Annotated in this window: 12 protein-coding genes; 5 read left to right on the plus strand and 7 right to left on the minus strand. The window is 28.5% G+C overall.

From position 1 onward, the window contains the following. Positions 1–2: 2 nt before the first annotated feature. The 7 genes from VBN07_RS01195 to VBN07_RS01225 all read right to left on the minus strand — a co-directional run bounded on the left by VBN07_RS01195 (position 3) and on the right by VBN07_RS01225 (position 8596). Positions 3–674: a uracil-DNA glycosylase gene (locus VBN07_RS01195; protein ID WP_323177503.1), complete on the minus strand. Its 672-nt coding sequence runs from the start codon at positions 672–674 to the stop codon at positions 3–5. After that, the gene (gene pheS, locus VBN07_RS01200; RefSeq protein ID WP_323177504.1) at positions 664–1617 is read right to left on the minus strand and encodes a phenylalanine--tRNA ligase subunit alpha; all 954 of its coding nucleotides are present in this window, start codon (positions 1615–1617) and stop codon (positions 664–666) included. Before pheS ends, VBN07_RS01195 begins: the two co-directional genes overlap by 11 nt. After that, positions 1618–2844: a replication-associated recombination protein A gene (locus VBN07_RS01205; protein ID WP_323177505.1), complete on the minus strand. Its 1227-nt coding sequence runs from the start codon at positions 2842–2844 to the stop codon at positions 1618–1620. It abuts the gene before it with no gap. Positions 2845–3023: 179 nt separating this feature from the next. Next, positions 3024–3815 (minus strand): Nif3-like dinuclear metal center hexameric protein, encoded by a 792-nt coding sequence (locus tag VBN07_RS01210; protein WP_323177506.1) that lies wholly within the window; start codon positions 3813–3815, stop codon positions 3024–3026. A 37-nt stretch (positions 3816–3852) separates the two neighbouring features. Beyond that, the gene (locus tag VBN07_RS01215; protein WP_323177507.1) at positions 3853–5343 is read right to left on the minus strand and encodes an RNA polymerase sigma factor; all 1491 of its coding nucleotides are present in this window, start codon (positions 5341–5343) and stop codon (positions 3853–3855) included. Between the two features lie 3 nt (positions 5344–5346). Beyond that, complete coding sequence (dnaG, locus tag VBN07_RS01220) at positions 5347–7218, minus strand: DNA primase (RefSeq protein WP_323177508.1); 1872 nt, start codon at positions 7216–7218, stop codon at positions 5347–5349. 31 nt (positions 7219–7249) lie between these two features. Next, positions 7250–8596 carry a glycine--tRNA ligase gene (locus VBN07_RS01225; RefSeq protein ID WP_323177509.1) on the minus strand — a complete coding sequence of 449 codons (1347 nt, stop codon included), beginning with the start codon at positions 8594–8596 and terminating at the stop codon, positions 7250–7252. Between the two features lie 384 nt (positions 8597–8980). On the opposite strand from VBN07_RS01225, the gene VBN07_RS01230 reads away from it, so the two are divergent. From VBN07_RS01230 to VBN07_RS01250, 5 genes are all read left to right on the plus strand, one after another. Beyond that, positions 8981–10219, plus strand: a complete 1239-nt coding sequence (locus VBN07_RS01230) for an MAG3090 family protein (RefSeq protein ID WP_323177510.1) — start codon at positions 8981–8983, stop codon at positions 10217–10219. A 97-nt stretch (positions 10220–10316) separates the two neighbouring features. Then, the gene (locus tag VBN07_RS01235) at positions 10317–11327 is read left to right on the plus strand and encodes a glycosyltransferase (RefSeq protein ID WP_257089694.1); all 1011 of its coding nucleotides are present in this window, start codon (positions 10317–10319) and stop codon (positions 11325–11327) included. Between the two features lie 165 nt (positions 11328–11492). Then, positions 11493–12128 carry an RDD family protein gene (locus tag VBN07_RS01240; protein WP_323177511.1) on the plus strand — a complete coding sequence of 212 codons (636 nt, stop codon included), beginning with the start codon at positions 11493–11495 and terminating at the stop codon, positions 12126–12128. Beyond that, a complete protein-coding gene (locus VBN07_RS01245; RefSeq protein ID WP_323177512.1) occupies positions 12119–14326 on the plus strand; it encodes an ATP-dependent helicase in 2208 nt (735 codons plus the stop codon). The genes VBN07_RS01240 and VBN07_RS01245 overlap by 10 nt, the downstream gene beginning before the upstream one ends. Beyond that, positions 14326–15990: an MHO_4530 family protein gene (locus VBN07_RS01250; protein ID WP_323177513.1), complete on the plus strand. Its 1665-nt coding sequence runs from the start codon at positions 14326–14328 to the stop codon at positions 15988–15990. Before VBN07_RS01245 ends, VBN07_RS01250 begins: the two co-directional genes overlap by 1 nt. Positions 15991–16027: the final 37 nt, after the last annotated feature.

The raw sequence follows: 16027 nt of genomic DNA on the forward strand, positions 1-16027 counted from the left end.
AATTACTTTCCTCCTTTAGTTAAATCTCATTTGATTGGTTCTGCATTGTTTTGTTTAAGTTTTTTATTAATAGTTTTAAATAAGTGTGAATCTGCAAAACCTTTGTTGTAACTATATGGACTTGGGTGTGCAAGTTCAATTAAGTTCTTAGGATTAATCGCTATATCTTTAATGAATTGTTGTGCTTTTTTACCTAACGCAACTACAATAACATTAGGGTTTTGCGCAACTACTTCCTCAACTACTTTGTGTGTGAAAGTTTCTCATCCTATTCTGAAGTGTGAAGCAGGCTTGCTTTGAGCAACTGTTAAAACTGTATTTAATAATAAAACACCTTGTTTAGCTCAAGGAACAAGTGAAGTTGTTTCTAATTTTGTTTTAGGATAATCTTTTTTAAGTTCCTTAAGCATATTATTTAGTGAAGGAGCAAATTTGTCATCATATGTTGAAAATGCTAATCCATCAGCTAAACCTAATGTGTGGTATGGATCTTGACCTAAGATAATAACTTTAGTTTCATTAACTTGGAAGAATTCAAATGGTTTAAATAAATCCATTTGGTGTGGAAAAACTTTAACTCCATTTCTTTCTTCTTCTTTTAATTTATCTAAAATTTTTGTAAAGTATGGTTTTTGACCTTCTGACTGTAATATTTTTAAAAAACTATCTTTCATTTTTAAATTGCTCCATTATTCTTAAATCATTTCTGTATAAATCTCTTATATCTGTAAAACCATATTTAATCATTGTGATACGTTCAATTCCAATACCAGCTGCAAAACCGTTAAATGATGAATCAAAACCAGCCATTTCTAAAACACTTGGATGAAGCATACCGGCACCTAAAATTTCAATTCATCTATTTTTGTAAAATACATCAACTTCAACACTTGGCTCAGTGAATGGGAAGTAACTTGGTCTTAATCTGATTTCAACGTTTTCTTCTAAAACATATGAAAGTAAATCTTTAAGAGTTCAAATTAAGTTAGAGAATGAAACTTTTCCAACTGTAACAAAGTCAATTTGAGTAAATTGGTGTGAGTGAGTTGCATCATCTTCATCATTTCTGTAAACTTTACCAATAGCAAAAGTTGAAAATTCCTTATTAGGATTTTCTTCAAGAACTTTTGCAGTAATACCTGTATTATGTGTTCTTAATAAAGTTTGTTCTGTAATGTAAAGTGAGTCATGCATCCCTCTAGCAGGGTGATCATCTGGAATATTTAAACGTTTAAAGTTATATTCATCAGATACAATTTCACCATCTTTACGTTCATAGTATCCGTGTTGGAAAAATCAATCTCTTAATCTTTCTTCAACAAGTGTGATTGGATGTAATGCTCCAGGTTTTAAAACAGGAATTGTTACGTCAATAAATTCTGAATTAATTTTCTTTTCAATTTCAAGTTTTTGAATTCTTTCTTCAGCTAACTTAAAGAAATCTTCATATTCTTTTTTAAGAACTGTAATTTTTTGTCCGATTTCTTTCTTTTGTTCAACTGGGGCTGTTTTTAATTCTTGTTGAAGTTTGTAAATTTCTCCTTCATTTGAAAATACACTTGCTTTTGCTACTTTAAGATCTTCTAATGAATTAATGTTTTCTAATTTTAAATTCATCTAATCCTCCTTAATTGCTTCCTTGATTTTTTGTCAATATTTTTTGTATTTTTGTTCGTTTTCATTTAATCCAGCAAAATAAAATTCTGCTTTAGATAATTCTTTTGGTAAATATTGCTGATTAACATAATTGTTTCAGTAGTTATGTGGATATTTGTAATCAACTCCATCACCTAATTTAACCGCTGATGCATAATGTGAATCTCTTAAATGTTTTGGTATTTGATAAATTTGTCCTGAATCTAAGATTTGCTCTGTGTTTTCGATTGCAATGTATGTTGAATTACTTTTTGGCGCTAGTGCAATATCAATAATTGCAAAAGCAATTGGTAATTTTCCTTCGGGCATTCCAAGTCGCTCAAAAGCTTCAATTGCATTGAGCACTCTTAAGCTTACATTCGGTGAAGCGTGACCAATATCTTCATATGATGCACAAATCATTCTCCTGAATAATCCATCAACATCTCCACTTTTTAAAATTAACATCCCATAATACAGTGCAGCATTTACATCTGAACCTCTAAGAGATTTGTGAAATGCAGATAAATTGTTGTAATGTGCGCTTGAATTTAAGTCACTGTAGAAGTTAATATTCGGAATAACTTGTTTCAGTTGCTCTTTAGTAATTTCTACACCTGGATCAGAACATAAAATGAGCATATGTAAATTGTTAATACTTAATCTTAAGTCTCCTGAAGAAAATCTAGCTAAGTTTTTTAGAACATCCATACTAATTAAATAGTTAGGAAAACTTTCCTTAACAATTTGATTAAGTTTCTCTGCGATTTCATCTTCTGAAATCTTAAAAAACTGCACAATTTGCATTCTACTTCTTAGAGCAGGTACAACTTTAAAGTAAGGGTTTTCTGTTGTAGTTGCATAAACAATAATCTTGTCAAATTCTAGATAAGATAACAAAATGTCTTGCTTATCTTTATTTAATCTATGTATTTCATCGATGATGATTACATCATTATTTTTCAAAATATTAATTAATTTATCTTTATTATCAACTGATGCGTTAAACAAATCATACTTAAGACCTAATTGGTTAGCCAAAATCATTGCACTTGTTGTCTTACCGGTTCCTGATTCACCAAAGAAAATAAAACTTGTTGTTATTTTGTTTGCAATAACTTTTTCAAGTAATTTAACAACGTGCTTTTGTCCGACAATGTCTTCTAATTTAGTTGGTCTAATTAAATTTGCTAGATTTTTATTGTTCATAACACCCTTTTAGTTAATTAATAAAATAAATTTTATTAATTATACATTTTTATTTTTTTAAAGATTGCACTTTGTTGTTTAGTTTATAGTAATAAAAGTTTAAAGTAGCAAAACTTTTAAAGCTTGCACACTATTATAAAAATAAAAATAACTGCTTTATAGCAGTTAAATTTAGTCAATTACATATTGTGATATGGCACATTAGTTTTGACAAAAATGAATTTATGATTTGGAAGCATTTCTTGAAGTTGTTCATACATATCAAGCGCAAATACTTCTTCATCTAAGTGTGGAACTTCTAAAATGTTTGTGTTTGTTTGGTCAAATACGATTCAGTCACTTCATCTAAAGTCACTTGAAATGATTAAGTCACATTTTGTAGCTAAATCATTAATTTGTCCAATGTATCCACTTCCACTTAAGATTGCAACTGTTTTGAATTTTTTATCGTAGTTTTCAGGTGCAACATTAGTTCTAAATGAGTGCAATCCTAATCTTTTTTCTAATAATTCTTTAATTTGGTTTAATGATAAATTAGCGTCAACAACTGATGAGAATTTTTGTGTTAATTCTTCATTTTGTTTTGCTTCTATACCCATGTATCTTGCAATTTGGTATGAAGTACCTTTTGGATCGCAGTCGTAATTTGTATGCATTGAGAATGCTGTAATTTGGTGTTTTCTAAGTAAATTTAAGATTTCTCTTTTGTATGGTGCTTTGTAATCTTCATCAATTCATCTTCTTTCGAATTTGAATGGGTGGTGTGTTAAGATAACGTTGCAATCATTATCAATTGCTTCTTGAAGCACTTCTTTTGTAAGGTCGATTGCTAAAACTGCACCTTTGAATTTTTTAGCTTGAACTGTTTTTACTGAGTACCCTGATGGATCTCAAATTTCTTTGTTTTCTAATGGGTACATTTTGTTTAATAATTCAATAAAATCTTTAATTTTTAAACTTTTTTCTCTCATAATATCTATTTTTCCTAATTTTGTTTAATTGTTGTTTTTAGTTTCTAATAAAGTCTTTTAAGTTTTTACCGTGTTTTGGATCTGATTTAAGTTTACGTAAGATTTTGTTTTCAATTTGTCTTACACGTTCTTTAGAAACTCCTCCACGGTCTATTGCTAATTCTTCTAATGAGTGCACTCTGTATTTATTTCCGTTTTCATCAACACCGATACCAAAACGTTTACAAATAAGTTTTTTATCTTCTGGATCAAGGTTGTTAACCATATCTAATAAGATTTCTTCTAATTCTTCTTGTGAAGCATAATCAACCGGCGAAACAATGTTGTCATCTTTAACAAAGTCACTGAATGATGAATCGTTTTCTTTACCTACTTGTTTATCTAATGAAATAGGGTCAATATTAATTTTTCTAATGTATCTAACTTTAGCAGCATCATATCCATTTTGGTATCTTTCTGCAATTTCCTCATCAGATGGTTCTCTTCCTAATTCTTGTTGTAATTCACGTTCAATTTTTGAAATTTTGTTAATTGTTTCAACCATATGAACAGGCACACGGATTGTTCTAGCTTGGTCAGCTACAGCTCTTGTGATAGCTTGTCTAATTCATCAAGTAGCATATGTTGAGAATTTAAACCCTTTGTTAACGTCATATTTTTGAACAGCTTTTAAGATACCTGAGTTACCTTCAGAAATTAAGTCAATAAATGTAAGTCCTCTGTTTTTGTATTTTTTAGCATTGTTAATAACTAAACGTAAGTTTCTTTGGATAAGTTTATCTCTTGCTCTTTTTCCTCTGAAACCACCTTTTTCCATTAATTTAGCTAAGTGTTTTTCTTCTTCTAAAGTTAATAATTCTCCATATTTACCGATTCAACGCATATATCATTTAACAATGTCATTTGTTTCAGTAAGTTTGTTTGATAAGTTGTATTTAATTTTTGTATCATCAGCTAATTCGATTGGTTCATCGTAAGTTTCAAAAACTAAATCCATATCATCAAAACCTGAATCAATTCCTGCATCATCAAAGAATTCATCGCTTAATCTATGAACTTCAGTTTCTTTTTCTTCGTCTTCCTCTTCTTCTTCATCAGCTTCTATTTCTTCATCTGGAATTGTGTAGTAATCTTCGTTTTCGTCATCTTCATAATACTCATCATCATCCATATCATCAGAATCAAAGCCACCATCAAAGTCAGGCTCCTGGTCATCAAGGTCAGTTAATTTTTCGAAATCATAGTCATCTAGACTTTTTTCTTTTGTTTTCTTAGATTTTTTTGATTTTGCAGGTGCTACATCTTCAAAATCAGCTTCTGTATAGTCATCATTGTCACCAAAGTCAACATCATCAATAATAATATTGTTATCTTTTAATTCTGACATAAAATCATCAATAGTGTCTTCATCAATAGATAAACCTTTTGAGCTTAAGATATCAAAGACTTCTTCTTGAGTTAAGTAATCTTTGTGGTGCTTTTTAAGCTCTCTCTTCATATAATTAATAATCTCTTCAAATTTATACATAAATTATCTTCCTCTCTTCTTATCAGGTTTATTTGAGTTAAGTTTTTTCAAGTTATTTATTGTGTCAACAAGATATGGTGGCAATGCATCTCCCTTAGGTAAATCTGCAATTGTTTGTTGTATAAATGGTTCTTGTTCTACTATATATGAATTAAACGAAAGCATACTTGTCTCTGTAAAGAAAGTTGTTTCTTCATATAACTCATGTAAATAATTTTCAATAATTTCTGAATTAACTTCAGCTTCAGTCATTCCACAATTTTTAAGTAAATATTGCTTGAATATGTCTAAATAATTTTCATTTAAATATTGTGTGGTGTTTTTCATGACTTCTTTGTATAGTCTGCCAATTTGAGTTGGGTAGCTAAAAACAGCACCAATATGTTCAGTTTGTTTTAGGATATCCAAAATATGAGGGTTCATCATAGCTTGAGTTAAGATTTTCAATCTATTTTGAATACCTAAAGTAGTGAGCTTGCTGTAAAAATCTTTTTCATCAAACCTAACATTGTTAAGTGCTTGAACAAATCCATCATATGGATCAATAGGTGCATATAGGTCATTTGCAACAAATTCATCATACTTGGCTTGTTCTTGGATTTGTCTTTTAGGAACAATTTTTAGTTCGTAATTAAATTCTCTTTGTAATTGTGATTTTAAATATTGTTGTTCTTTTTCACTAAATAAATCAAGGTATTTATTAAGTTCAATGATAAACAAGTTAAAGTGATTAAAATCATAATTATCACTGCTGATTTGATGTTTGATTTTTAAACGATTGTAAAGAAAGTCAATAGCAGATATTTGTGAATTGTTAATCAAGTCAACTAAAGTTTGTGCACCATATTCATTTAAAATTTCGTCAGGGTCTTTTGAATAAGTGTTATTAATAATAGAAACATCAAAATTGTGTTCTAATAATCTACTTAAACTTCTAAATGTTGCTTCAATTCCTGCTTTATCATTATCAAGGAACATTAAAACTTTTGTGTTTTTAATAAGTGCTAAATGTTCTTTAGTAAGAGCAGTCCCCATAATTGCAACTACGTTTTCAATTCCTGCTTTATAACAAGCGATAACATCCATATAACCTTCAACAATTACAACTTGTTTTTTAGTTCTAATTGAATCTTTGGCATTATGGTAGTTATATAAAATTCTCGATTTATTAAATGCAACAGTTTCTGGAGAGTTAATGTATTTAGGCGAATTAGGATCATTGTTATTTAGTTTTCTTCCACTGAATCCAACAATGTGTCCGTGTTCATTAGCAATACCAAAAGTTACTCTATCCCAGAATAACTCGTGCATATCTGCATTAACTAATCCTGCTTGTTGCATTTGATGTGTTGAATAATTTAAATTAGTTAAATAATTAACCAAAACATTTTTAGGTGCATAACCAATGTTGAATTTTTCTCTAATTTGATTGTCAATTTTACGTTTAGCTAAATATTCTTTAGCAGCTTGATTGGTTAAATATTGAACTTTGTAAAATGAGTTAACAATGTCTAAAACATCAGTTATTTCAATTACTTCTTGAGAATAATTTATTGTTTCAGTTTGCTTATATTGTTCAAAATCAAGTTCAATATTTGCTCTTTTAGCTAAATATTCTAATGTATCTACATAAGAAATACTTTTGTATCTTTTCACAAACTCAATTACGTCACCAGCAGTTTCACAAACAAAGCATTTGAAAATTTGCTTAGCTTGAACAACACTTAAACTAGGTTTAGTATCTTGGTGAAAAGGACATAGTCCAACATAACTATTTCCCTTTTTATGTAATTGAATAAATTCAGAAATAACATCAACAATATCATTTGCATGCTTAATTTGATTTGTTATTTCAGAAGTTAATCTTGCTGACATTATTTCCTCCTTTAAATTAATTTAGTTAGTTTTATTTTTGAATAAATGAAATTACTTGGTCAATTGATACTCTAACTTGTTCCATAGTATCTCTGTTTCTTAAAGTAACCGCATTATCCTCTAATGTGTCATAGTCAATTGTTAAACATCAAGGTGTTCCAATTGCGTCTTGGCGACGGTATCTTTTTCCGATTGAACCAGCTTCATCATAAGTTACTGAAATTCCAGCAGCAACTAAATTGTTGAAAATTTCTTTTGATTTTTCATTTAACTTTTTAACAAGTGGCATAACAGCAACTTTGTAAGGTGCAATTTCGTAAGGGAAACGTAAAACAATTCTTGAATCATTATTTTCTAATTCTTCTACATCATAAGCACTTGTAATTACAGCTAACATTAAACGATCTAATCCGATGCTTGGTTCAATAACATATGGAATAACTTTTGTATTAGTTTCAGGATCTAAGTAATCAAGTGATTCTCCTGTTGCATTCATATGTGACTTAAGATCGTAATCTGTTCTGTTAGCAACCCCAAGTAATTCACCTCAACCAAAAGCAAAATTAAATTCAATATCGCTTGTTCCTGCTGAATAGTGAGCTAACTCTTCTGGATCGTGAGCTCTAACTCTGATTAAGTCTTTTGAAATTCCTAATTGTTGCACAAAGTTATAAGCTTTGTTTACATAGTAGTCAAATCATTGTTGTGCTTCTTCAGGTTTTGTGAAGAATTCAAGTTCCATTTGTTCAAATTCCCTTATTCTGAAAATGAAGTTTCCTGGCGTAACTTCATTTCTAAAGCTTTTTCCAACTTGTGCTACACCAAATGGTAATTTAGCTCTCATTGTTCTTTGAACGTTTTTGAAGTTAATAAAAATACCTTGTGCTGTTTCAGGTCTTAAGTAAACTTTTGATTTAGCACCCTCAACAACTCCTTGAGAAGTTTCGAACATTAAGTTAAATTTCTTAATGTCTGATCAATCTGTTTTATCTCCCTCATATTCTTTGATGTGCTCTCTTACAAAAACAACCATTTCATCAAAGCTCATTTTTTCAGGAATTAAATCAGGATTTACTTCTTGAATTAATTTGTCTGCTCTATATCTTTTTCCATTAACTTTGTTTTCGATTAAAGGGTCAGAGAAGTTAGAAACGTGACCACTTGTTACTCAAACTTGTGGGTTCATTAAAATTTTTGAGTCAATTAAGTAGTTGTTAGTTTCTTTGATAACAAATTCACGTTTTCAAGCTTGCTCAATGTTATCTTTTAAAAGTGAACCAAGCGGTCCATAATCTCAAGTATTTGACAATCCTCCATAAATTTCACTTCCTTGAAAAACAAATCCAGAGTTCTTCAAGTGATTAACAATATCATTCATTTTATTTTCTCTATTATTTAACATAATTGTAATTTTATCACTAAACGCTTAATAAAAAATTTATTTTTTATTATCATAATTTGATGAAATTCAAAGAAAAAGGCAAAAATTTTTGAATTTTGTTACACATTTGATTTTTACACTTTACTATTAAGTTCAAAATATGTTTACCCCTTACACACTATGGAAAACATCAAAAAAATAGCTATTTTTTCTTAATTTTTGTGAAAAAAAAGCAAAAAAATACCGTTTTTCCCTAAATTATAGGGTTAGAAGTAGACAAATATATCATCATTATTTATAAAAAGCATTTATAATTAAGAGGAACGAAAGTTTATTTTATATAACGTTATACAAAATTACTTATTTAAACAAAGGAGATATATGAAACGTTTACAATGTTTATATAGACCTAACAAGGATAAAAACTACCCTTGAGCTCTTAAACACCCAAAAGTTGAAAGTCCTTTAGCTCTATTCAAAACTCGTAAAGACGCTATGACCTGATTCTTATCATTAGGTTACGAGTGTGCAACTTGATTCCAAACAGATAAAAAAATCTGAGGGGGAATCGTTATCGAATTCAATGATAAAGATTCAAAAGGAAATATCGTTCCTGAATTCGAACTTAATGTTGATAAATTCGACGGTGGTTTAGATTACGAAGAAACAATAGAAGAATTAGCTATTGATCCAAAATCAATGAAACGTGATGACAAAACAGCTAAAAGAAACTTCAAAGAAGTAGTTGATTTCAAAATCATTAAAGATCACGAAACATACTTCCCAGCTGATGATGATTACGTTTACGAAAGAAAAAAATCTGCTAAAGACTTAGAAATTGAAAAATTACAAAACGAATTAAGCAAAAAAGAACAATTAGAAAAAGAAGTTAACGAACTTCAAGAAAAATTAGCTAACTCAGTTACAAAAGAAGTTTTAGTTGAAAAATTTGTAGAAAAAGATGTTGAAGTTTTACCAGTGTGTGAAGATAAAATTACAGAATATGCATACATTAGAGACTTAATGATTTCTGAACAAATCAAAGTATTAGCAATCTACGCTAGAAAACTTCGTTTAACAGCTGCTTCATTACCAGAAACATTAACATCAATAGAAGACATCAAACGTATTGAAACAAACTTTGAAAATGTTTTAAAAGCTGCTAAAGCTCTTAAAAAAGATGTTAAAGGAAATGAAGAATACAAAGAATTATTAGCTGCTATTGTTGCTACTATTTCTAAAGCAATGCAAGAATTTGCTGACAAAGTTAAAGGAAGCGAAGAAATCGAATTCAATGCTGAAACAGAAGTTTACTCAGTATGTGAATTAGTCGGAAACATTACTTTAGCACAAAAAACTTCATACGTATTATTCAACAACTTACACGTTGGATTTGTTAAAAAAGACAGCTACGACTACTCAATCTTCTTAGGTGAAGAAGCTCAAAGACAACACTTCTTAGTATTTGAATCTGTATTATCAGATGGTGTTGTTTCAGCTGAAGGCCAAGTCGTTACAACACGTTCAAGAGCTAGTCTTTTAGCAATTTTCTTAATTGTTTTAGGATACTCAATCTTAATCGTGTTAGCAATCTTATTAGGATTAGGATACATCATTTAGTTTTAATCGAATACGCAAGGCTTAAACGCCTTGTTTTTTTATTCTCTGAATGTGTTAAAATTTATATAAATATAAATTTAAGACAAGAAGGTGTAAGATGAGACTATCATTAATTTCATTAAAAAATAACTCAGTTGAAAAAGTAAGAGAATACTTAGAAAGATTAAAAGATCAAAGTGCACAAAACTTTGAAGTTATTCTTTGTTTAACTGAAAATTCAAAAGCAATTTTCAAAGTTGCTAAAGATTACTACCAATTTTTCGGTAACAGACTTATTATGATTTTCAACACAAAAAGCACTTCATATCAACACAATTTAATTAGTGCATTTAGAGTTGCGAAAGGTGAATTTATTACTGTTTTAAATTCAGATTCAACATTTAGAGATAGCTATGTTGAAAATATTTTAGAACAAGCACAACGTTGAAATGTTGATGTTTTAGAATTCAAACCGAAACTAATCGGTTCAGTTAGATTCAAACCAAAAGAAAGAGCTGAAATGAGCCAAATGTTTGATTTAACTAAAAATTCATTACCATTAGCGTATAGTTTCCCTTTCATCTTCAACAAAGTTTTCAAGAAATCGTTAATTAAAAAATTCATTAAATATAGACCTCAAATTTCAAACGATTCAATTATGTGTATTGAAGTTACATACAGTCTTTTAATGAATGCTAAAAAATATAAATACCTTGACTATAAGGTTAAAAGAGATTTTATTTCATCAGATATTTGACTGAACACACAAAATTATGTTAAATCATTTGACATAATTAAACAAATAGCAAAGAATCAGAATTTAAAGATTAATGAAGAATTAGAATATGCAAAATACTACTTCTTAAAATTGCTTCTTTCAGGTTTTTTAAAAGCAAACTACTTCTTCTATAAATTGTTCAATGTTCAAGATGATGAAGTTAGCGAAAAACGTAGTTCATTCCTAAATGATAAACACGCTGAAACAATTAAGAAAATCGAAGATACAGCAGATTTTCAAACATTTTTAACAACCAACTATTATGTTCTACTTGATAATGATGAAACTAAATTACTAAAAACTAAATTTTCTAAATTAAAGGCAGATAAATTATTAAAAGGGCTTGAATAATTAACTTTCCATATGGGCTTTCTCATATGGTTTTTTAATGCAAAAAGTCAAAAATGCGCCATAAAATTACTAAAAATTTTATTTATCAATAGATGTGCTAAAATTTATATATATTAAAAATATATATAAAGGAGAATTTACAATTCAAATTGTAATCAAGTACAAATGTATAAAAATGCATCTTTTTTCAAGAGGTTTTTTTTAAATGTCTTCGACAACTTTTTGTTTATAGCATTTTCTACAGTTATCTTCTTGATAATACTAGATCACGCTAATCAAACATTAACTCACAGAATTGTTTCTGTTGTCTTAGTTTGCGTTTGAATGAATGTTTATTTCTTGATTTTACCTTTATCACTAAAAGGCAAAACACTTGGAATGAAACTATTTAAACTCAAGCTCATAGACACAAATTCAAAACAGTTTAGTTATAAACTCATTTTCAAAAGAAACATAATAGGAATATTTATGTTGCAAGTTATATTCTTACTCACAATTATTCCAATGTGTCTTCAAAAAGAAATGACAATCAAGGAATTTGAAAAAACAAATGAATTTAAATCATCCAGTGCATTTATATCTGCACTAATGACTGCATGATTAGCAATTCACACAATAGGTTACACAATGTTAATTTTTTACAAGAAAAAACTAACATTAGTTGACTTAATGATTAATACAAGGATTGTTGAAGATAAGCAAATACAACAAGTGCTTGAAGAAGAAATTGTACTTTTACCTTTCTATAATAAAGGACGTAAATATCGTTACGTTAATAAGGAGGAGAATTTATGGGATTAATTAAACCTGATTTATTAAGTGACTTAAACGAACAGCAACGTGAAGCTGTTGAATATTTTGACTCACCTTTAAGAATTATCGCAGGTGCTGGTTCAGGTAAAACTAGAGTTCTTACAAGAAAAATAGCTTACTTAATTAATGACTTAGGTGTAAGCTACAAAAACATTTTAGCTTTAACATTTACAAATAAAGCTGCAAATGAAATGAAAGAACGTGTTTTACAATATTGTTCAAAATCAGTTGATAGCGATCAACTTAAAATCTCAACATTCCACTCATTTTGTGCAAAATTATTAAGAAGAAAAAGTAAATTAATTGGATTTAGAGAAAACTTTATTATTGTAGATGACCCTGACAAAATCCAAATACTTCAAGGTATTTATGAAAAAAGAGGAATCACATCTCACGATATTAGTTATAAAACAATGATTGAGTACATTTCTTGAGCTAAAAACTTCCAAATTCAATCAGGGCCTGAATTAGCGAAAATGCTAAACAAGTCACCTCAACACATCCTTGCAGTTGTATATCAAGATTACTTAAACGAATTAACTTCAAAAGGTGCTGTTGACTTTGATGACTTAATCATCTTTACAAAACTTTTATTCGATACACATCCTGAAGTAGTTGAAGAACTTAAGAAATTATTTGAATATATGCTTGTTGATGAGTTTCAAGATACATCAAAACTTCAATATGAAGTTATTAAAAAAATCATTGGTCCAAATACACACTTTACAATTGTTGGAGACCCTGACCAAACAATCTACAACTGACGTGGTGCTGATGTTAACTTAATCTTAGACTTTGATAAAGATTTTGAAAACGTTAAAACAATCGTGCTTGATACAAATTACAGATCAAGTAAGAAAATCTTAGATGCAGCTAACAATCTTATTATTCATAACTCAAACCGTGTTCATAAAAATTTAATTACAGAAAACGAAGAAGGTTTAGAAATTGAGTACTACCACGGATTCAATTCAGAAGCTGAAGCTAGATGAGTAGTTCAAAAAATTAATGAACTTAAAAAACAAAAACAACAATTAAAATCAATTGCAATCTTATATCGTGCAAACTACTTATCAAGACCAATTGAAGATGCACTTATTTCAGAAAACATTAACTACAAAATCTTTAATGGAATTAAATTCTTCCAACGTGCTGAAGTTAAAGATGCACTTGCATTCTTGAAGGTTTTAGCAAACCCTAAGGATGATATTTCATTCGAACGTGTTATTAATGTTCCTAATAGAGGAATTGGTCCTGCTACTCTTAAAAAACTTAAAGACCACGCAGAAAACATTCACGATAGTTTATTTAACATAATGATTAGAGATATTAAAATTCTACCTATCTCAAAAGAATTAATTGTTAAATCAATCTTCCCATTCTTATCAACTATTCGTAAATACCAAAAAGCTTTATCAACAAATAAAATAAGCTTAACTTTGAATAAATTCCTTGAAGAAATCAAATACTATGAACACATCGAAATGAATAAAAACCTTAGAGGGTCAGCTATTGATAACGTTAAGGAATTAATTAACTCAATTCAAAACTGGGAAAGCAACAATCCAGATAAGTCTGCTATTGACTACTTAAACGAAGTTGGGCTAACATCAATTGAAGATGAATATGATAACCTTTCTAACTACGTTTCACTTATGACAATTCACTCTGCTAAAGGATTAGAATTTGATAACGTTTTTGTTATCGGTATGTCTGAAGGAGTTTTTCCTAACAAGCGTGCTTTAGATAGAGAGAAAAATAAAAAACAATCATCATCTCCATTAATTGATAAATACAACGATACATTAGAAGATGAAAGACGTTTAGCTTATGTTGCAGTAACCAGAGCAAAACAACGTTTATTCCTAAGTGACTCACGTGGAAAACTTATTTCATCTGATATTGATAAGAAACCTTCAAGATTTATTGGAGAAATGGGAGTTGATATTTCAGACTTTATTATCAACTACCACGGAAGAAAATTTGATGATCCTACATTCTCACCTGATGATGAAATACCTACAAACAATAACATTGTAGTTGGAGACATTATTTCTCACGTTATGTTCGGTGAAGGTGAAGTTGTTGAAGTTAAAGGAACAGAAATTGTTATTGACTTCATTAAAGATAGAAAAATAAGAACCCTTAATAAAAATCACCCTTCAATCAAAGTAATCACAAGATAATGAATTTAACAGCTATTATTGTAATTTCAATAATCTCATTAATATTACTCTTTGTATTATTAATGGGATTTTGATTAATTATTTACTTATATTACATAAGATCAACAGCTGGAATAATTTTGTTTGAAATTGATTCAGTTAATAAAAAAGTTCTTAGATTTTCAAAAAGAAATCAAGCATTATCAACTTTATTTGATGCTAAAAAATTAGGTTTCAGAACATTTAATTTCATTACATTACAAACCTTTTTTAGCTTCCTTGATGAAGGAAGTAGAAAAAAACTAAATGAATTCTTTGACTTAGTTAGTGATTCAGTTAAAACTTCTTTTGAAATTAAACTGAATCCAGAATTTAACACATCAAACCTTACGTTATTTGAAAAAATAGCTTACTTGCTTGATAAATCAAATAAAAGACTTAATTCATCATATATTCTTAAAATCAAACCTATTGAAAATAAAAAATTCATTTGTACTATTAAGTGAGAAAAAAATCGACTTAAATACAAATTTAATCATCATAATTCAGAGCAATCATTAAAAGAATTCGAACAAAAAAACTTCAAAAGCAACAAACATTCTGTTTTAGCTTTTGCATTTAAACCTTACTTTATAAACAAAGAATTTGACAGCATCCAAATTAAATCAATTTTTGATAACTTAAACATTTCAATATCAAAAACACCTTTCTATATTATTGATGGAATTCTGTTTATTGTTAAGAATAAATTATCAAAATTTGGACACAAAAAGTATCTTAAAATGATTAATGAAATTAATGATAATAGGATGATTAATAAATTCTTCTTATGCGCTTCATTAATTAACGAAAATAAACTAAATAATAAAGCTGATAGACTTAAATTAATCAATAAAGTCAAATTTTCATTATTTAATTTAACGATTAATCCTAAAACAAAATCAACATATTCAAATATTCCTGCAACAATTACTCAAGATCCTAAATTCACAGAATTTGTTAAGAGATTAAATGAATATGTGCAATGAAACAATACTTTAAGTTCTAAAAATGCAACAATTAAGAGTACAAACATCTTTGTTTATGAAACTAAAAAAGCTTCAAACATTGTAATCAACTCATTGCAAAAAATAACTAAAGACGACGAAGACAAATATTGAACTGACTTCTTTCGAAAAATCCCACATTTAAATTACTTATATGAGAAAAAATGATACGACTTCATCACACAAAATACTGAAAAACTTGATGAAACCGGTAATGTTAAAAATATGCAGAGATTGATAAAAATATCTCAAGAGACATTTTTACAATCTAACTTCATTCTTGAAGAAAAGAAACCGATTTGTCTTATTTATGCATACAATAATACATTTGACACATATCATTTAAGACAAAAAATCAGTAACAACTACAAGAAAAAAATACCTACAGCTTTATACATTGACACCATTGATAAATCTCTTATCAATATCATCAACGATACAAAACTGCAAGCTATTGTAATTGGAGAAAAGATTTCAAAACAATTAAACAATACAAAGGTATTTTTAAACTGTTTTAATATTGTGAACTTAGCTACAAATAATAACATTAAGACTATTTATGAAGGTGCACCTGATTATTTAGACCCACTTACAATTAAAAAGGCTAATGTTAAAATTTCATATAAGAATGATAATTAAAATATCCTGATCAGGGATATTTTTTGTATAAAAAAAT

Source organism: Mycoplasma sp. 4404 (assembly GCF_034863325.1).
Classification (GTDB): domain Bacteria; phylum Bacillota_I; class Bacilli_A; order Mycoplasmatales; family Metamycoplasmataceae; genus Mycoplasmopsis.